Genomic DNA, 16,257 nt, shown 5'->3' with positions numbered 1-16,257 from the left:
CGACACGCATTAGCACCCGCCACGACGAGACGGGCGCATGAGCGACTCCACACACGACGCCCTCCTCGCCCGCGTTCGAGACGGCGACCTCCGACTCCACGAACTGGAGGACCACGCGGACGCCGAGACGGCCGCGGCCGTGCGCCGGCAGGTCGTCGAGTCACGGTCCGGTGCCGACCTCGACGCCGTCGGAGACTACGGGTTCGACGCCGCGGCGGCCGCCCCCAACATCGACAACATGATCGGTGGGGTCGCGGTCCCGCTGGGCGTGGCGGGACCCGTGGCCGTCGACGGCGGCGCGTTCGCCGGCGACCGGTACCTCCCGCTGGCGACGACGGAGGGGGCGCTCGTCGCGTCCGTCAACCGCGGCTGCTCGGTGGTCGACGCCGCCGGCGGGGCGACCGCCCGGGTCACGAAGTCCGGGATGACCCGCGCGCCGGTGTTTCGGGTGGCCGACGTCGCCGAAGCAGAGGCGCTCGTGGAGTGGGTTCGCGCCAACGAGCCGTCGCTTCGGGAGGCCGCCGAAGCCACCACGAGCCACGGGACGCTCCTCGGTGTCACCCCGTACGTCGTCGGTAACAACGTCTACTTCCGGTTTCGATTCGACACGAAGGACGCGATGGGAATGAACATGGTCACCATCGCGACGCGTGCGGCCTGTGCGGTCGTCGAGGACGCGACGGACGCGACGCTCGTCGCGCTCTCGGGGAACCTTTGTTCGGACAAGAAGCCGGCCGCGATCAACGCGGTCGAGGGACGGGGGCGGTCGGTGACGGCCGATGTCGAGATCCCGCGCGAGGTCGTCGAAGACCGGCTCCACACCACCCCGGAGGCGATAGCCGAGATCAACACGCGCAAGAACCACGTCGGGGCCGCGAAGGCCGGTTCGCTCGGGTTCAACGCCCACGTCGCCAACGTGGTCGCCGCGATGTTCCTCGCCACCGGCCAGGACGAGGCGCAGGTGGTCGAGGGGGCCAACGCGATCACCACCGCCGAGACGACCGCCGACGGCGACCTCTACGTCTCGGTGTCACTCGCCAGCCTTGAGGTCGGCACCGTCGGCGGCGGCACGAAGCTCCCGACGCAGGCGGCCGGGCTCGACGTGCTCGGCGTTCGCGGCGGCGGCGATCCTCCGGGGACCAACGCCGACGCGCTGGCGGAGGCGATCGCGGTCGGCGCGCTCGCCGGCGAGCTCTCGTTGCTCGCGGCGCTCGGCTCACGTCACCTCGCGTCGGCACACGAAGCCCTCGGACGGTAGCAGACGCACGCGACCGCCCACGCTCTGAGTCCGACCATCCACCGTGGCGCGCGCCTCGCGCGGTCGCCGCCGGCGGCCTCGCGGGCGCGTGCGAGGGATGAGCGAGTCGCCGACGGCGACTCGCGAATCGGCTGGGGAGGGTGTGGCCAACTGGCGTCCGGCGGCCGCAGCGTTGCCGCGCCGATCACGCACCCACCACACGCGTATGTGAGCGAATCGCCTGGAGAGGGTGTGGCCAACTGGCGTCCGGCGGCCGCAGCGTCGCCGCGCCGATCACGCACCCACCACACACGTACGAGCGCGAATCGGATCGAAAGAACGTACCCACATACCGTTCGAGCGTCACAGCGTCGTCGTGCCGGCCACACACCGCGCCGACGAGTCACAGCGCTCGACGCGTCGGGTTCGAAGCCGTCCACCACACCCGTAGCTCGCCCTTACCTTGCCACCGGAGGTGGGCCCTGCCGGATTCGAACCGGCGATCAACTCGTTATGAGCGAGTCGCTTTAACCGGACTAAGCTAAGGGCCCGTACGACTACGTACCGGTTGTTTCCTCTTTAGGGTACCGGGTTCGAGCGCCACCGCTCGCGACGGTGACCCGACGAAATTGTCCGACGCCGAAGCCAGGACTCGAACCTGGGACCGCCTCGTTAACAGCGAGGCGCTCTACCAACTGAGCTACTTCGGCTCGACTCAGCGTACTCGGGACGATTTGATAGGGCTTTCGTTTCCGCCCGCCGGCGGCCCGTCAGCCGGTTTGACGAGCCTCGAACGCCCGCATGCACCACACACCGACCGACACGCTTTCGAGCGAACCAGGCGAACGGCGTCCATGGCCGACCTCGATTCGGTACTGTCGCACGTTCGCGACCGCGCCGTCCCGGACGACGCGGAGCGGGCACGGCTCCGAAGCGTGGCCGCCGAGCTGACGGCGCGTGCGCAGTCGGCGATCGCCGACCTCCCGGTCGACGCCGACGTCGTCCAGGTCGGGTCGACCGCTCGGGGGACGTGGGTCGCTGGCGACCGCGACGTCGACCTCTTCGTGCGGTTCCCCGCCGACCTCGGCCGCGAGGCGCTCGAAGAGTACGGACTCGCCGTCGGTCACGCGGTCCTCCCAGATGGCCACGAGGAGTACGCCGAACACCCGTACGTCAAGGGCGTGTACGACGGGTTCGACGTCGACCTCGTCCCCTGTCACGACGTCGACCGGGCGAGCGAGCTCGTCTCGGCGGTCGACCGCACTCCGTTTCACGACGCGTACCTCTCGGCTCGACTCGACGACGACCTCGCGACCGACGTCGTCCTCGCGAAGGCGTTCTTGAAAGGGATCGGCGCGTACGGGAGCGACCTCCGCACCGAGGGGTTCTCCGGCTATCTCACCGAGCTGCTCGTCGCGGAGTTCGGCGGCTTCGTCCCGCTCGTCGAGTCGGCACGGAGTTGGCACCCGCCGGTCGAGTTCGACCCCGAGGCGCACGCCACACAGACGTTCGACGACCCCCTCGTCGTCGTCGACCCCACCGACCCGACCCGCAACGTCGCCGCCGTGCTCTCGCCGGCGAACCTCGCCCGGTTCCAACACTACGCCCGCGATCTCCTCGACACCCCGCGCGTCGGGCTGTTCGAGCCAGAGACGCCGGCGCCGCTCGACGCGGCCGGGGTTCGCGACCACCTCGCGCGCCGCGAGACGACGCCGGTCGCGGTGGTGTTTCCCGCGCCGAACCTCGTCGACGACCAGCTGTGGCCGCAGCTCCGCCGCTCGCTCGATGGAGTCGTGCGCGGCCTCGACGACCGCGGGTTCGGTGTACTCCGTGCTCGCGCGATGGTCGAAGACGCGGCTACCACCGACGCGACTCCCACGCATACGACCACCACCGGCACGGCCACCACGCATACGACCACCACCGACGCAACGACCCCACGAATGGCGGCGCTCTACGCCGAACTCGAGACGGCGACGCGTCCGGCGGTCGAGCGCCACGAGGGGCCACCCGTCGCGGTGCGACAACACGCCGAGCGCTTCTACGAGACGTACGCCGACGACGTCGACCCAGAGACGTACGGACCGTTCATCGACGGCGACCGGTACGTCGTCGAACGCCAGCGCGAGTTCACCACCGTCCGCGAGTTCCTCGAGAGCGACGCCGCCAGTGACGTGGCACTCGGTGCCCAGGTGGAGGCGGCGTTCGCCGACCGCGACGTGCTCGTCGGCGAGGCGGTCGCGACGCTCGCGGACCGCTTCGGCTCGGCGCTCCGATCCTTCTACGAGCCCCACCCGTGAGTCCGGCCACGGCCGACTCTGCTCACCGCGACAGGCGGCCGAACCCCACGTAGACACCGACGAGCACCGCGACGACGACGGCGCTGAGCACGGTGAACAAGAGCGCGACCTGGGGAAACGCCAGCCACAACGCGACGTAAAACGAGAACGCGAAGGCGGTGAGCGCGGCGATCACGACCCCGCGCGTCGGATTCTGTGCGGCGGCGACGAACAGCCGCTGGAGCAGCGAGAGATCGGCGAAGTCGACGTCGCCGACCTCGCCTGGGGCGGCGTCGTTCGGGACCGCGTCGGCGTCGGGCACAGACGGTCCCGCTCCGTCGACGGAGACGTCTGCGCTCGCGTCGGCATCGGCGTCGGCGTCTGTCACGACTGCCGATACGCTCCGGTGGGTTCTGTACCTGTCGCTCCACCTGCGGTCACCACAGCACGAGGACGAACCGCGACCCGCCGACGGCACCGGCGACCGCGAGCAGCACGGTCCCGACGGCGAACCGCGCGGCGGTGCCCACGTCGCCGTCACCGGCGGTTCTGACGGCTTCGACCGCCAACGAGGAGAACGTGGTGAACGCCCCACAGAATCCCACGCCGGCGACGAGCACGAACGTGGGTCCGACCGGCGCGGCGAGAACGGCTCCGAGCGTGACGCTTCCGACGACGTCGACCGCGACCAGCGACCGCCGTCCGGTGAGCCGCAGTCCGACCGCGTGCCGGCAGACGGCGCCGGCCGCCCCGCCGCCGCCGACCGCGAGCGCCTGAAACAGCGGGGTGAGGCTCATCGACACCCGCCGACGGCGAGTCCGGCGGTCGCGGCGGCGAAGCCGAAGCCGTAGCTGAGAGCCACGTAGAGAGTCCCACCCGTCGCACCCAGCGCAACTGCGTCGGTCACGAACGTGCTGTACGTGGTGAACGACGCGATCAGGCCAGTTCCGACGAAGAGCCGCACCTGTGGCGTCGTCGTCCGTGCGACGAGCACCCCGAGCGCGAACGAACCGACGACGTTCACGCAGAGCGTCGCCACCCCGGCTACGTCCCCGAAGACGGCAGCGAGGCCGACGTCGACGGCGTACCGGCTCACCGCGCCGACGAACCCGCCGGCCGCGACGAGCGCGCCGCCCCGAATCGATCGATCCATACGGGGCAGACCGACCGGCGTCGCTTGGCGATTCCGGTGTCGTCGTGGCACGCGAGCGCGACGACTACCCGCCGGCCGCGTCGCTCGCCCGTGGGCTCCCGCCGCCGTGTGGCGTCCGTCGCTCGCGGATTCGGACGAGGTGAGCGGTCTCGCTGGCGTCGTCGACGACGAGCGCCTCGCCCGTCCCGCTCGGGAGTCGTGCGGCGAGGTCGCCGGTCAGGTACGTCGCCTCGGCGGCCGCGAGCGCCTCAACGTCCGGACCCGCCGTGAGCCGGTGGGCGATCAGCAGGTCCGCCTGTGAGACGGCGACGTCCGGCAGCGCGCTCGGTCGCTGTGTCGCACACACAAGCGAGACGCCAGGGGCGCGTCCGCGGGTCAATAGCGTCCGGAGCGCCGCGTCGGCCACCCCGCCGAAGAACGCGTGCGCCTCGTCGACGAGCAGCCACGGCAGCTGCGCTATCACCCCGGCCAGCCGCGCGTCGTAGAGCCCACGAGCGACGGCCCGAACGACTGCCCCGGCCGCCCGCTCGGGGACCCCTGCGAGATCGATCACGACCGGGTCGCCGTCGCGGACGAGCGCCGACATTGGCGGCGCCTTGGCGTCGAAGACCCCCCACGACGCCGCCAGCCGGAGGTGATTACAGACCGCCCGGCGCGTTCGGTCCGGGGCGTCTGCGGCCGCGACGCGGGCACCGATCGCCTCGAGAGACGGACATCGCCCCGCGTCCGGGCCGTCACCGACCGCGCCTGCACCGTCATCGACTGCGTCTGCGCCGTCACTAACCGCGTCAGCGACGGCACGCCACAGCAGGCTCCCCGGTCCGCTCGTCGGGTCGAGTCCCACGAGATCCGGCCACACAGACGGCGGGATCGCTGCCGGCCGCACCGCCGGGGCGACGACCCGGCCGCCGTCGTTGGTCACTCCCGTGAAGACGCCCATCGGGTCCACGATCACGGGGGCGACACCTGGCGCTGCCGCCAGCCCCTCGGCGAGGACGCCGAGGGTGTACGACTTCCCCGTCCCTCGCTTGCCGAAGACGACGCCTGCGTGCGGTGTGTCTGCGTCCACCCACACGGCCGCTCCGTCGCTGCCGTCGCGAGCGAGGAACGACCCCAGCCGCACCGCGCTCGGTGGCCGGTCCCGCCGCTCGATTCCGCCCCCGCCCGTCTCGGCTTCCGTCCGTTCGCGCGCCAACTCGCTGCCACGTTCCCGCCCGAGCACCTCCATACGCCGCGTGCCGCGCTCTCAGATAAAAACGGTCGCCGGACCCAACGTCGACCCCTGCCCGACAGGTTATATACGATGTCGCAGCCATCGGGTGTATGCCCGAGTCACGACCGCAGTCGCGTGTTCGCTCGTTTCTCGCCGACCGCCGCGCCATCGAGGGGCTCCCGGTCAGGCTGGTCATCGCCCTCGTCGTGGGCGTCGCCAGCCTGAGCGTGATGATGGGGATGATAAGCGACATCGACGGCCTCGCGGCGACCGAGGTCGACGTTCGGCCGGATCCGGAGGTGACGACGGCGGGAACACAGACGATCGAGGTGGCGGTCGTCGATCCCGACGGCAACCGCGTCTCGGACGCGACGGTGATCGTTCGTGGTGGGTCCGCAAGGCTCGACGGCATCGCTACCGGACGAACCGGTCCCGACGGCGTCGCTAGCGTCGAGGTCGAGCCGACGCTCGGCGCGAATCAGCTCGACGGCACGCTCACGATCGAGGTTAAGCCGCCGGCGGGGAGCACGTACGTCGACGAGCGCGGCAACACGGAGGTGCTCGTTGTGGCCGAGTGAACTACCCCTGCCTACTCGCCGCCTCCGGCGGCTCCTCGAGGAAGGGGGCTTAGCGCCTGAAATTAGCTAACGTTGGGCCTCCCAGTCGATCCACTCCTGTTCCCAGCCGTGGCGGGCACGCTGCCCCTGACGGGCCAACTCCGCGTCCTCACGACGGGTGCGGTTCCGCTCGACGCCGGCCTGCTCGCCGTCGACGAGCATCGGCCGCAGTCGGGCCGGCCCACCCGTCTCTACGGTGTGAAAGCCGTCCGGGGCCGACTCTTCGGCCGGTGCGCCCGCGTCCTCAGCCGGTGCGCCCGCACCCTCGGCCGGCCGTCGTTCGGCGTCCGTTCGGCGCTCGACGGCGACGATCGTCTGATCGCCGGCGCCGCGCGGATACACGAGCCGCCCGTCCGCCGCGAGCTGGTCGCCGCACAACGCCCGCGGGGGGGTTACCACGGCTGCCTCGAGCAGGATTCGGTCGTACGGGGCGTACTCCGGGACCCCCTGTGCGCCGTCACGACAGTCGACGAAGACGGCGTCGTAGCCGGCGTCTGCGAGGTTCGAGCGTGCGAGGTGAACGGCTCGTCGATCGATGTCGACCGCGTGTACGTGTCGCGCGCCGGTGATCTCTGCGAGCGCCGCGCTGGTGTACCCGACGCCCGCGCCGACGACGAGCACGTCGTCGCCGGCGGTGGCGTCGAGCACCGTGAGCAGCCGTGCGACCGTCGTCGGCGCGAGTGCTCGCGTTCCGACGGCCTCGCTCGCACGATCCGCGTACGGCGCGTCGTCGACGAACGCCTCCCGCGGGACCGTCTGGAGCGCGTTCAACACGGCTCCGCCGAGCGGCTCGCCGAGTCGGTGTTCGAGCCCCTCGATCATGTCTGCGCGCAGCGCCGCCTCGTCCATACGTGACGTCGGTGGCGCGGCGATTAAAACTGCACGCCTCGGCCGGCGTCACTCGACGTCGATCTGGTGGGTGTCGGCGGCGGCCCGCTTTGGCAGCGTGACGGTGAGCACGCCAGCGTCGTACGTGGCAGTCGCGCTCGTCGCATCGACGCCCGCGCCGACCGGCACACGTCGGGAGACGCTTCCACGGCGGCGCTCGCGGATCCGGTAGGTACGTTCGTCGCCCGACACCGACCCGTCGTCGTGGTCTGGCTCAGCGGTCCCGTGGTCCGGTTCGGCGTCGTCGCCGGTCGCCTCGCTCGTCTCCGGGCCGTCGACCGAGACGCCGCCGTCGGTCGGCGTCGCCGCGATCGTGAGCACGTCGTCGTCGAGTTCGACCGCGATCGACTCCTCCTCGTAGCCGGGGAGGTCGGCGGCTACGGTCACCGCTTCTGGACCGTCGACGACGTCGACCGGCGCTCGGTGGCTCCTGGGCAGCTCGAAGCCAGCGCCGAGCTTCCCGAGCTCTCGGTCGACGCGCTCGATCAACTCCTCTACGTCCGTGAACGGATCGCGTCGGTTCATATGGGTCAAAATTAGTGCCCGACCGACTTCAATATGTGGTCACCAGAGCCGCCAGTAGTACGGGCTGAGGAACCCTTCGATCACGGCCGCGACAGCCACGAGCACGCCGACGCCGACGATCACCCAGAACGCGTGCTCGAGGGCGTCCGCGAGCGCCGCTCGCCGAAGCTGACCGCGGTACGTGCGCCAGGCGACGACACCGAGACGGACGCCGACGGCACCGGACGCGACGATCGCGGGGATCTCGAGGAGTCCGTGTGGTACGACGAACGCGACGAGCGCCTGGCGGTTCACCTCCAGTGCGGCGACGCCGCCGAGGACGGCCCCGTTGAGTGCGATCGAAACCACCGTCGGGACGACGAGCGCGACCCCGCCGAACGCGGTCGTCGTCGCGACCGTCCAGTTGTTCCCGAAGAAGGCGGCTGCGGCGACCGGTGGCACGTGGCCGACGAGCCGCGCCTCGATCGACGTCGACACCGCGCCCGCGAACGGCTCCGCGGCGGTCCAGCCGACGACCCCGGCGCCGACGCCGATGCCGACGATGACGAGGTGGGTCACCGGCGTCCGCCACACGAAGCCGGTCAGCTCCGTCCAGCCGCGCCGGAGCCCGTCCGTGGCCTGCTCGACGAGCCCGGCAGGGGGCCCGTCCACGGGGTCGACCGCGCCGCGCTGGTCGCCGTAGAGTGCGGTCTTCACCAGGTCGAGTGCCGGCGCGGCGACCACGGCGCTTCCCAGTGCGACCAGCGCGCTTCCACCGACGTACACGGCACCGGAGGCCGCAGACGAGATGGCAACTAAGACGCCCGCGGCCACGACCAGATACGCGGCGGCGTCGACGGGATTCGCCCGGACGAACCCGCCGGCGCCGGATACGCCGTCGAAGACGCCGACGTCGTCGACGACGACGGCAGCGGGCGCGAACGCGAAGACGACCCGCACGAGCACCAGCGCGCCGCCCGCGACGAGGAGCACGCCGAGTCCGACGAGCGCTCCGGCGAACGGGCCGCCGACGAGACTGGTGACGCCGACGACGCCCCCGGCGAGCGCGACGATGCCGACCCAGAGGACCACCTCTGCGACGTACAACCCGAGGAACGTTCGCCACCGACGGCGACTCCCGGCGATCCCGGCCGTCCCGCCGCGATCACCCCGGAGCCGGGCGGCGACGGCGCTCATCTGTCCGGCCGACACCGCCGCGTACGCGAGGATCGCGACGAGCGCCGTGAGGAGGATTCCACCGGCGAGGAGCCCCACCGCGGTCGGTGATGCGAGCGGCTCGACGACTGGCTCGACGCCACGCGCCCACTGGGCTATCGCCTCCGGGTCTTCCGTAGACGGCGGCGTCAACTCCGTCCCCGCCAGTGCGTCGACGGCGGCGTCCAGTCGGCCGCTCCGCTCGACGTGGAGGTACGCACCCGCGAGCGCGAGCACGAGTCCAGTCCGAGCGATCGTCGGTACGGCCGTCCCGAGGAGGTAGAACGGGAGGAGGTCGGCCGGCCGCCGTCGGAGGGTCCTCACGGTGACGGCAACGGCCGTCGACAGGTCCATACCGGTGGTTCGGCCGTCTCACACTTAACTCCCGCTGAGCGCCGGTCACTCGTCGGGGTACTTGGGTTCGCGTCGCTCGGCCCGCGAGAGTGCGCGTTCGACGACCGTGTGGACGCGGTCCGGTCCGTCGGCGGCCCGGTAGACGTCGCCGTGGCCCGGATACATCGCCTCGATCGTGTCCGGGAGTCGCTCGAGGAGTCGCCGGAGACTGTCGATCAGCCGCTCGCGCGACTGTTCGGGGGCGTCGGTTCGGCCGAACGACCCGTCGTCGAACGCGCCGTCGGTGTAGACGACGACGTCGCCGGTATAGACCCGTGTGTCACCCACGAGCGAGACGTGGTCGGGGGCGTGACCCGGCGTCTCGACGACGGTGCACGTCTCGTCGCCGATACGCACCTCGTCGCCGCTGATGAGCGAGCCGTCCCGACGCGGATGGTCGCCAGCCGCGAGCAGCCGGGCGTCGAACCGGTCGAGCACCGCGTCGAGCTCGCCGACGTGGTCGCGGTGCTGGTGGGTCACGACCACCTGCTCGAGCGCGTCGACGTGCGCTGCGACCACGGCGTCTACACCGGGCATCGCTCCGGCGTCGACGAGCGTCGGCCGCTCGCCGGGGACGAGGTACGCGTTACAGGTGAACGACGTCGCGTCGGCGGTGACGCAGATCGGTTCCATACGCCCGATAGGCGCCGACCGAGTGAAAAGCTGCACGTGCGACCCGGCGAGGGATTTATTCCGTTTAGGCCAGTAGATGTACGTGCACATGGGCTTCGGGAGCTACGACGAGTCCGAACAGGAGAACCAGGACCTCGACGCGGACTTCGACGACGAAGACGGCGTCCGCGCTGCCCAGGAGACCCACGACGGATCCGTCGAGTACGAACCGGGTGCATCGAACGACGAACTCCTCGACCGACTCGAAGAGATCAAAGCCGAGGAGTGACCTCGCCGAGCCGCACGCTCGGCGTCGCCTTCTCTGACGGCGACCGCGTGAGCCGAATCGCAGGCGCCGTCTGTCGAGCCGACGGTACGCTCGATGGCCTCGCGTACGGCACGTGTACCGTCGGCGGAACCGACGCGACGCGGGCGGTTCGCTCACTCGTCGCCGACCTCGGCCGCGAGGACGTTCGTCACGTTTCACTCGCCGGCGTCGCCCCCGCGTGGTACAACGTAGTAGACTTGGCGACGCTTCAGGAGGCGGTCGACCGTCCCGTCACCGCGGTGAGCTACGAGGCGAGCGACGGCCTCGAGCCGGCACTGTGTGAGGCCTTCGAGGGGCAGGCGCTTGAAACCCGACTGTCAGCGTACCGGTCGCTTCCGCCGCGCCGCCGCGTCGAGGTGCCCGATACCACGTCGACGGCGTCCACAACCACTACCGACACCGACCGCGATCCCGCGCCGCTCTTCGTGCGGGCCGTCGGCATCGACGCCGACCGCGCTACGACGGTCGTCCGGTCGCTCGTCCGGGCGGGATTTCGCCGACCGGAGCCGCTTCGCGTCGCCGGGATCGCGGCGAGCGCGCACCGCGCGGCGACGCCCGACCGCATCACCTCCGTCTAGCGGTGCCCTGGCGACGCCGACTGCCACGACGAGCGTCGGCGACGGGACCCGTGTCTTGGTGTCGGTACATATAATCCACCGCCGGTCGATCCCACCGGTGTGACCGACAGCCGCTTCGCTGATCGTGCGACGATCGAGCGGACGCCGGCGCACGCGACCGCGCTCGACTGTCTCGCGGCCGGTATCGACGCTGCGCTCCCAGCCTCGGTCGTCGACGACGCCGTCGCGGTCGAGGACGACCGACTCTCGATCGCCGCCGTCGACGGGACGACCACGAGCGTGGACCTCGGCGCGTACGACCGGGTCGTCCTCCTCGGCGCGGGGAAGGCCGCGGACGCTCTCGCGTCTGCGCTCGCCAAGCGGCTCGGCGAGCGGGTCGACGGTGGGGCGGTCGTCACGACGGACCCGGCCGACGCGGCGGGTGAGCCGTTCGCGGTGCTCCCCGGCGACCACCCTCGGCCGACGGCTCGCGGAGCCGAGAGCGCGACACGAGTCCGCGAGGTCGCCGAAGCCGCGGGCGAGCAGGACCTCGTCCTCGTCGCGCTCACCGGCGGCGGAAGCGCGGTCCTCACGGCCCCAGCCGAGGGCATCTCGGTCGCGGGCGTGCGCGGACTCACCGACGAGTTGCTCGCGTCTGGCGCCGCAATCGAGGAGATGAACGCCGTCAGAAAACACTGCTCGGCGGTCAAAGGCGGCCGCCTCGCGGCACTCGCCGCTCCCGCACGGGTGGTGACGCTCGCCGTGAGCGACGTGGTCGGCGACGACCTGGCCGTGGTCGCGAGCGGGCCGACGACGCCCGACCCTACCACGTTCGCGGACGCCGTTGACGTCGCGGAGCGATACGACCTCGACCTCCCGTCGGCGGTCGACACACACCTCCGTGCGGGAGTCGCCGGCAAGCGTCCCGAGACGCCGACGGCTTCTCACCCGGCGTTCGACCGCGCGTCGGGGATCGTGCTCGCCAACGGCGAGACAGCGCTGACGGCGGCGGCTCGGACGGCCGAACGCCGGGGCTACGACGCCACGATCGTCGCGGCCGACGTCGAGGGTGACGCCGGCACGGCCGGTCGTGAGCACGCGGCACTCGCCGAGGAATGCGTCGACACCGGTGAGCCGGCGTCGCCACCCGTGGTGCTCCTCTCCGGCGGCGAGACGACGGTGCGGCTCTCCGAGCTGTCGACCGAACCGGGCGTCGGCGGCCCGAACGCCGAGTTCGTCGTGCGCGCGGGACTCGTACTCGATCACGACGGCGTCGTCGTCGCCGCCGTCGACACCGACGGCATCGACGGGGCGAGCGACGCGGCCGGCGGCATCGTCGACGCCGGGACGCTGACGGACGAAGCCGCCCGCGAGGCGCTCGCGCGACACGACGCCGCCTCCCTGCTGGCCGACGCGGACGCGCTGATTCGAACGGGTCCCACGGGCACGAACGTGAACGACCTCCGTGCCGTCGTCGTCGAGCCCGACGTCGTCGAGTCCGGTACCATCGGCGACGACCCGACTGACGCTCCCGGCCCGGACGTCGGGTGAGACCGACCGAACTTATGCCGCCGCCGGCCCGATCGACGCTATGACCGAAGACCAACCGCTACTCGACGACCACCTTGAGGTCGGGTCCTGCGAGCGGTGTCCGGCGCTCGTCGCGTCGCGCACGCAAATCGTCGAGGGCGTCGGGCCGATCGATGCAGACCTCCTGTTCGTCGGCGAGGGGCCAGGGGCGTCCGAAGACGAACGGGGCGAGCCGTTCGTCGGGCGGTCCGGCGACGTGCTCGACGAGGCGCTCCGCGACGCGGGACTCACACGAACGGATGTCCGGATCACCAACTGCGTGCGGTGTCGACCGCCGGACAACCGCGATCCGACCGCCGAGGAGCTCGCGAACTGTCGCGGCTACCTCGAGACGGAGATCGAACGGCTCGACCCGACGCTCGTCGTCACCCTCGGGAAGGTGCCGAGCGAACACCTGCTCGACCGATCGGTGGCGATAACCGGCGAATCGGGGGACGTCGCAGACGTCCGGATCGCCGGCGCGTCGCGGCGCGTCCTGCTCTCCGTCCACCCGGCGGCGACGCTGTACGACCGCAGTCAGCGCGACGGCTTCTTCGAGACGATCGCGACGGCGGCCGAGCTGACCGGGACTGGTAGCGTCGACGGGAGTGCGGGTGACGGGAGCAGGGGCGACGGCCAGTCGCGGCTCGGTGAGTTCTGAGTGGAGGCTGCTCAGTGCGGGCATCCACACCGTGCCACGATCTGCCGGCTCTCGGGGCGTACGTGTCGGTCTGTAAACCCGTACGTACGTCACATAGAAAACGATTAGTCGCCCGAGACGGTGGTACCCCGTGTATGTCCGACAACAGGTGGTCGGCGAATCGGCGAACGTTTCTCACGACAGCGGGCGCGGCCGGAGTCGCTGGGCTGGCCGGCTGCTCCGGTGGCGGTGGCTCCGCCGGCGACGAGGGGTCCAGCGGGGAGGGCGACACGTCGAGCGACGGCGAGACGACGGGGTCGACCGAGTCGACGCCGACGGCACAGTTCATCCTGAACCCCGCAGAGGCGGACGTCGAGATCGAACGACAGTACCAGCCGATGTTCGAGTACCTCGAGTCCGAGGTCGACGTCGCGATCGAACCGGATCGCGCGGCGAGCTACACGGCGACGCTGCAGGCGATGCGCAACGATCAGGGCGAGATCGCAGACATCTCGCCGTCTGCGGTGGTCGCCGGCGAGGGCGTCGTCGACATCGTCGGCGTCCGGATCGCCTACGGCGCGGCCCAGTACTTCTCGACTATCACCACCACGCCCGACTCGGGGATCGAGTCGCTGAGCGACCTCGAAGGCGAACTGATCTACATGGGCGACATCCTCTCCGTGTCGGGGACGCTCGTGCCGCTCACCGTGTTACAGGACGCCGGGCTCGACATCGGAAGTGCACCCGACGGCGACGCCGCCGACTTCGACGCGGAGTACTCCGATCACACCACGGCCCGCGAACAGATGGTCCAGCGCGACGACGTGATGGCGGCGACGACCGGCGCGTTCTCGTCTGCCCCGTTCGTTCCACAGGCGCAGTTCGAGTCGATGTCACAGGACTTCGTCGACATCTCTGCGGAGTACGAAGGCGCCGGCGACGAGATCGAGTCGTCCGGCACCGAGCTCCAGTTGCTCGCCGTCTCCGATCCGATCCCGCGGGCGCCGCTCGTCACCCGCAGCAACTGGGACTCCCCGGTGAAAGCGGAGATCGAGGAGGCGATACTGAACGTGACCGAGTCGGACCTCAGCCACGGCGACGACTACGACGGCGAGCCGCTCTGGTTCACCGGCGTCGAGGAGGGAGACTACGAGGATTACACCATGATCGCGACCGTGATGGACGAACTCGGTCTCGAGTTCGAGGACCTCTCGTAACGACACTCGACCACCACACACCACATGAGTCGCATCACGGTCGACGGCCTCACGAAGCGGTTCGGCGACACCGTCGCGCTCGACGACGTCTCCTTCGAGGTCCCCGGCGACGAGTTCGTCGTCGTCCTCGGCATCTCTGGCTCCGGGAAGTCGACGCTCTTGCGGTGTCTTAACGGTCTCGAGACGCCTACGGCGGGGACGGTACAGATCGACGGCGCACCGGTCACGGGTCCGCGCCACGACATCGCGATGATCTTCCAACAACACAACATCATCGGACAGATGACCGCGTACTCGAACGCGCTCACCGGTTCGCTCAACCGCAACTCGTTCGTTCGATCGCTGTTCCAGTTTCAGGACGCCGCGGACAAACTCCACGCGTTGGACGCACTGGAAACGGTGGGTCTCTTAGACGAAGCCCAACAGCGCGCCCGACAGATGTCCGGCGGCCAACAACAGCGGGTCGGGATCGCTCGAGCGCTGGTCCAGGACCCGAGCGTGCTGTTGGCTGACGAGCCGGTCGCGAGCCTCGATCCGGGCTCCGCACAGCAGGTGATGGGGTACCTCCGTACCGCCGCGCGCGACCGCGGCCTCGCCGCAATCATCAGTCTTCACCAGGTGAACCTCGCGCGAAAGTTCGGTGAGCGGTTCATCGGACTCCGTGACGGACAGAAGGTGTTCGACGGGTACCGCGACGCGTTCGACATGGACGTGATAGACGAGATATACGGCGACATCGACACCGAGGAGTTGTTCGCGCCCGAGGGCTCGACGAGCGGTGACGCCAACTCGGCCGGCGGCGCCGCGGACGATGGACCGACGGGTGATGCGACGGAGGCGGCGCCCGACGGGGGGAGTCGGCGGTGAGTCACTCCGACCGCGTCCGCGACCGGTACGCGGACATCGTCCTCGCGCGGAAGGTTCGAGCCGTGGTGCTCGTGGTCGGCGTCGTCGCCACGGCCGCGGCGTTCTACTACGCCCTCACGTCGGTCGGCTTCTTCGCGGCGAACATCCCGCGGTACCTCCCGAACTTCCTCGGTGCCCTCGGCGACTTCTTCCCATTTCTCACGCTCTCGTTCCCGTACGTCGACCCAGCCGGGTTCAGTGAGTACTGGACGTTCATCGAGGAGCGGAACCTGATATGGGGTGGGCTCGGCGGCGACACGCCGCTGCTCGGCGAGGCCGGCATCACGCTGGCGATGGGTTTCGCCGGCACCGTGATGGGCTTTCCGCTGGCACTGCTCTTCGGCGTCCTCGGCTCGGGGCGGGTCACGCCATTCCCGTTCAACTTCCTCTTTCGCGGGATCATGTCGTCTATCCGCGCGATCCCCGCACTGGTGTGGGCGCTGATCTTCATCCCGCTCGGCGGTATCGGTCCCGTGACGGCGACGCTCGCGATCGCGACGGACACGATCGGCAACCTCGGGCGGCTCTTTACCGACGAGCTCGAAGAGATCGAAGACGGCCCGATCGAGGCGATGGAGACGACCGGCGCGAACAAGCCACAGACGATCACCTTCGGGATGCTCTCGCAGGTGACGACGCCGTTCATCGCGTGGACGCTGTACATCTTCGAGATCAACGTTCGTATCGCCGTCTCACTCGGGATCATCGGCGGTGGCGGTCTCGGACAGGTGTTGAGCGTCCAGCAGGGGTTGTTCGCGTTCACCAACATGATGGCGACGATCCTCGTCATCCTGGTGTTGATCATCAGCGTCGAGGTCGTCTCACAGCGCGTTCGGTCGACGCTGCGCGCGGACGAAGAGACGCAGGGGCTCGTCTCACTCCTGCTCGGGTTCCCCCAGCGGATGGCCGAGTCGCTGCTGAAGTGACCC

Annotated in this window: 18 protein-coding genes and 2 tRNA genes; 10 read left to right on the top strand and 10 right to left on the bottom strand. The window is 70.3% G+C overall.

Translation table 11 applies throughout. The features are described 5' to 3' along the window. Positions 1 to 37 precede the first annotated feature (37 nt). The gene (gene hmgA / locus ACNTAO_RS10030; protein ID WP_435161867.1) at positions 38 to 1,258 is read left to right on the top strand and encodes a hydroxymethylglutaryl-CoA reductase (NADPH); all 1,221 of its coding nucleotides are present in this window, start codon (positions 38 to 40) and stop codon (positions 1,256 to 1,258) included. A gap of 455 nt (positions 1,259 to 1,713) precedes the next feature. Here the strand turns inward: hmgA and ACNTAO_RS10025 are convergent. Together ACNTAO_RS10025 and ACNTAO_RS10020 are read right to left on the bottom strand one after the other, a co-directional pair. Then, positions 1,714 to 1,788, bottom strand: a tRNA-Ile gene (locus tag ACNTAO_RS10025). Between the two features lie 86 nt (positions 1,789 to 1,874). Further along, positions 1,875 to 1,947, bottom strand: a tRNA-Asn gene (locus ACNTAO_RS10020). A gap of 144 nt (positions 1,948 to 2,091) precedes the next feature. On the opposite strand from ACNTAO_RS10020, the gene cca reads away from it, so the two are divergent. Next, positions 2,092 to 3,537, top strand: coding sequence for a CCA tRNA nucleotidyltransferase (cca, locus tag ACNTAO_RS10015; protein ID WP_435161866.1), 1,446 nt, complete (start codon positions 2,092 to 2,094; stop codon positions 3,535 to 3,537). Between the two features lie 22 nt (positions 3,538 to 3,559). Here the strand turns inward: cca and ACNTAO_RS10010 are convergent, their stop codons facing one another. From ACNTAO_RS10010 to ACNTAO_RS09995, 4 genes are all read right to left on the bottom strand, one after another. Beyond that, positions 3,560 to 3,904, bottom strand: a complete 345-nt coding sequence (locus tag ACNTAO_RS10010) for a hypothetical protein (RefSeq protein ID WP_435161865.1) — start codon at positions 3,902 to 3,904, stop codon at positions 3,560 to 3,562. Positions 3,905 to 3,953: 49 nt separating this feature from the next. Continuing rightward, entirely contained in the window at positions 3,954 to 4,313 is a 360-nt protein-coding gene (locus ACNTAO_RS10005) for a fluoride efflux transporter FluC (RefSeq protein ID WP_435161864.1), read from the bottom strand. Continuing rightward, positions 4,310 to 4,669, bottom strand: coding sequence for a fluoride efflux transporter FluC (locus tag ACNTAO_RS10000; protein WP_435161863.1), 360 nt, complete (start codon positions 4,667 to 4,669; stop codon positions 4,310 to 4,312). The genes ACNTAO_RS10005 and ACNTAO_RS10000 overlap by 4 nt, the downstream gene beginning before the upstream one ends. A gap of 64 nt (positions 4,670 to 4,733) precedes the next feature. After that, positions 4,734 to 5,897, bottom strand: coding sequence for an ATP-binding protein (locus tag ACNTAO_RS09995; protein WP_435161862.1), 1,164 nt, complete (start codon positions 5,895 to 5,897; stop codon positions 4,734 to 4,736). A 95-nt stretch (positions 5,898 to 5,992) separates the two neighbouring features. Between ACNTAO_RS09995 and ACNTAO_RS09990 the strand changes: the two genes are divergently transcribed. Then, entirely contained in the window at positions 5,993 to 6,460 is a 468-nt protein-coding gene (locus ACNTAO_RS09990) for a DUF7382 domain-containing protein (RefSeq protein WP_435161861.1), read from the top strand. A 66-nt stretch (positions 6,461 to 6,526) separates the two neighbouring features. Here the strand turns inward: ACNTAO_RS09990 and ACNTAO_RS09985 are convergent, their stop codons facing one another. Genes ACNTAO_RS09985 through ACNTAO_RS09970 form a run of 4 tightly spaced genes read right to left on the bottom strand, consistent with a single transcriptional unit; the run spans position 6,527 to position 10,132 of the window. Then, complete coding sequence (locus ACNTAO_RS09985; RefSeq protein WP_435161860.1) at positions 6,527 to 7,348, bottom strand: protein-L-isoaspartate O-methyltransferase family protein; 822 nt, start codon at positions 7,346 to 7,348, stop codon at positions 6,527 to 6,529. Positions 7,349 to 7,396: 48 nt separating this feature from the next. After that, the gene (locus ACNTAO_RS09980; RefSeq protein ID WP_435161859.1) at positions 7,397 to 7,912 is read right to left on the bottom strand and encodes an Hsp20/alpha crystallin family protein; all 516 of its coding nucleotides are present in this window, start codon (positions 7,910 to 7,912) and stop codon (positions 7,397 to 7,399) included. 39 nt (positions 7,913 to 7,951) lie between these two features. Next, positions 7,952 to 9,460 (bottom strand): stage II sporulation protein M, encoded by a 1,509-nt coding sequence (locus ACNTAO_RS09975; RefSeq protein WP_435161858.1) that lies wholly within the window; start codon positions 9,458 to 9,460, stop codon positions 7,952 to 7,954. A 45-nt stretch (positions 9,461 to 9,505) separates the two neighbouring features. Further along, complete coding sequence (locus ACNTAO_RS09970) at positions 9,506 to 10,132, bottom strand: MBL fold metallo-hydrolase (RefSeq protein ID WP_435161857.1); 627 nt, start codon at positions 10,130 to 10,132, stop codon at positions 9,506 to 9,508. Between the two features lie 88 nt (positions 10,133 to 10,220). On the opposite strand from ACNTAO_RS09970, the gene ACNTAO_RS09965 reads away from it, so the two are divergent. The 7 genes from ACNTAO_RS09965 (at position 10,221) to phnE (ending at position 16,254) form a co-directional block, all read left to right on the top strand. Beyond that, positions 10,221 to 10,400 carry a DUF5786 family protein gene (locus tag ACNTAO_RS09965; protein ID WP_435161985.1) on the top strand — a complete coding sequence of 60 codons (180 nt, stop codon included), beginning with the start codon at positions 10,221 to 10,223 and terminating at the stop codon, positions 10,398 to 10,400. Next, entirely contained in the window at positions 10,397 to 11,017 is a 621-nt protein-coding gene (locus ACNTAO_RS09960) for an endonuclease dU (protein WP_435161856.1), read from the top strand. The genes ACNTAO_RS09965 and ACNTAO_RS09960 overlap by 4 nt, the downstream gene beginning before the upstream one ends. 99 nt (positions 11,018 to 11,116) lie before the next feature. Continuing rightward, on the top strand, positions 11,117 to 12,547 hold the full coding sequence (locus ACNTAO_RS09955) for a glycerate kinase type-2 family protein (RefSeq protein ID WP_435161855.1): 1,431 nt from the start codon (positions 11,117 to 11,119) through the stop codon (positions 12,545 to 12,547). Between the two features lie 40 nt (positions 12,548 to 12,587). Then, positions 12,588 to 13,226, top strand: a complete 639-nt coding sequence (locus ACNTAO_RS09950; RefSeq protein WP_435161854.1) for a uracil-DNA glycosylase — start codon at positions 12,588 to 12,590, stop codon at positions 13,224 to 13,226. 134 nt (positions 13,227 to 13,360) lie between these two features. After that, positions 13,361 to 14,422 (top strand): PhnD/SsuA/transferrin family substrate-binding protein, encoded by a 1,062-nt coding sequence (locus tag ACNTAO_RS09945; protein ID WP_435161853.1) that lies wholly within the window; start codon positions 13,361 to 13,363, stop codon positions 14,420 to 14,422. Between the two features lie 24 nt (positions 14,423 to 14,446). Continuing rightward, positions 14,447 to 15,289 carry a phosphonate ABC transporter ATP-binding protein gene (locus tag ACNTAO_RS09940; RefSeq protein ID WP_435161852.1) on the top strand — a complete coding sequence of 281 codons (843 nt, stop codon included), beginning with the start codon at positions 14,447 to 14,449 and terminating at the stop codon, positions 15,287 to 15,289. Then, a complete protein-coding gene (phnE, locus tag ACNTAO_RS09935; RefSeq protein ID WP_435161851.1) occupies positions 15,286 to 16,254 on the top strand; it encodes a phosphonate ABC transporter, permease protein PhnE in 969 nt (322 codons plus the stop codon). Before ACNTAO_RS09940 ends, phnE begins: the two co-directional genes overlap by 4 nt. The last annotated feature ends 3 nt before the right edge of the window (positions 16,255 to 16,257 follow it).

Source organism: Halorubrum zhoui (assembly GCF_051194155.1).
In the GTDB taxonomy this organism is placed as follows: Archaea; Halobacteriota; Halobacteria; order Halobacteriales; family Haloferacaceae; genus Halorubrum.
The sequence above is the reverse complement of the archived record's forward strand: the minus strand, read 5'-3'. Positions and strand labels throughout refer to the sequence as shown.

Bases quoted from the DNA above. Each gene is read 5' to 3' on its own strand.
- hmgA (WP_435161867.1), top strand. From the start codon at position 38: ATGAGCGACTCCACACACGACGCCCTCCTCGCCCGCGTTCGAGACGGC.
- cca (WP_435161866.1), top strand. From the start codon at position 2,092: ATGGCCGACCTCGATTCGGTACTGTCGCACGTTCGCGACCGCGCCGTC.
- ACNTAO_RS10005 (WP_435161864.1), bottom strand. From the start codon at position 4,313: ATGAGCCTCACCCCGCTGTTTCAGGCGCTCGCGGTCGGCGGCGGCGGG.
- ACNTAO_RS10000 (WP_435161863.1), bottom strand. From the start codon at position 4,669: ATGGATCGATCGATTCGGGGCGGCGCGCTCGTCGCGGCCGGCGGGTTC.
- ACNTAO_RS09995 (WP_435161862.1), bottom strand. From the start codon at position 5,897: ATGGAGGTGCTCGGGCGGGAACGTGGCAGCGAGTTGGCGCGCGAACGG.
- ACNTAO_RS09990 (WP_435161861.1), top strand. From the start codon at position 5,993: ATGCCCGAGTCACGACCGCAGTCGCGTGTTCGCTCGTTTCTCGCCGAC.
- ACNTAO_RS09985 (WP_435161860.1), bottom strand. From the start codon at position 7,348: ATGGACGAGGCGGCGCTGCGCGCAGACATGATCGAGGGGCTCGAACAC.
- ACNTAO_RS09980 (WP_435161859.1), bottom strand. From the start codon at position 7,912: ATGAACCGACGCGATCCGTTCACGGACGTAGAGGAGTTGATCGAGCGC.
- ACNTAO_RS09975 (WP_435161858.1), bottom strand. From the start codon at position 9,460: ATGGACCTGTCGACGGCCGTTGCCGTCACCGTGAGGACCCTCCGACGG.
- ACNTAO_RS09970 (WP_435161857.1), bottom strand. From the start codon at position 10,132: ATGGAACCGATCTGCGTCACCGCCGACGCGACGTCGTTCACCTGTAAC.
- ACNTAO_RS09965 (WP_435161985.1), top strand. From the start codon at position 10,221: ATGGGCTTCGGGAGCTACGACGAGTCCGAACAGGAGAACCAGGACCTC.
- ACNTAO_RS09950 (WP_435161854.1), top strand. From the start codon at position 12,588: ATGACCGAAGACCAACCGCTACTCGACGACCACCTTGAGGTCGGGTCC.
- ACNTAO_RS09945 (WP_435161853.1), top strand. From the start codon at position 13,361: ATGTCCGACAACAGGTGGTCGGCGAATCGGCGAACGTTTCTCACGACA.
- ACNTAO_RS09940 (WP_435161852.1), top strand. From the start codon at position 14,447: ATGAGTCGCATCACGGTCGACGGCCTCACGAAGCGGTTCGGCGACACC.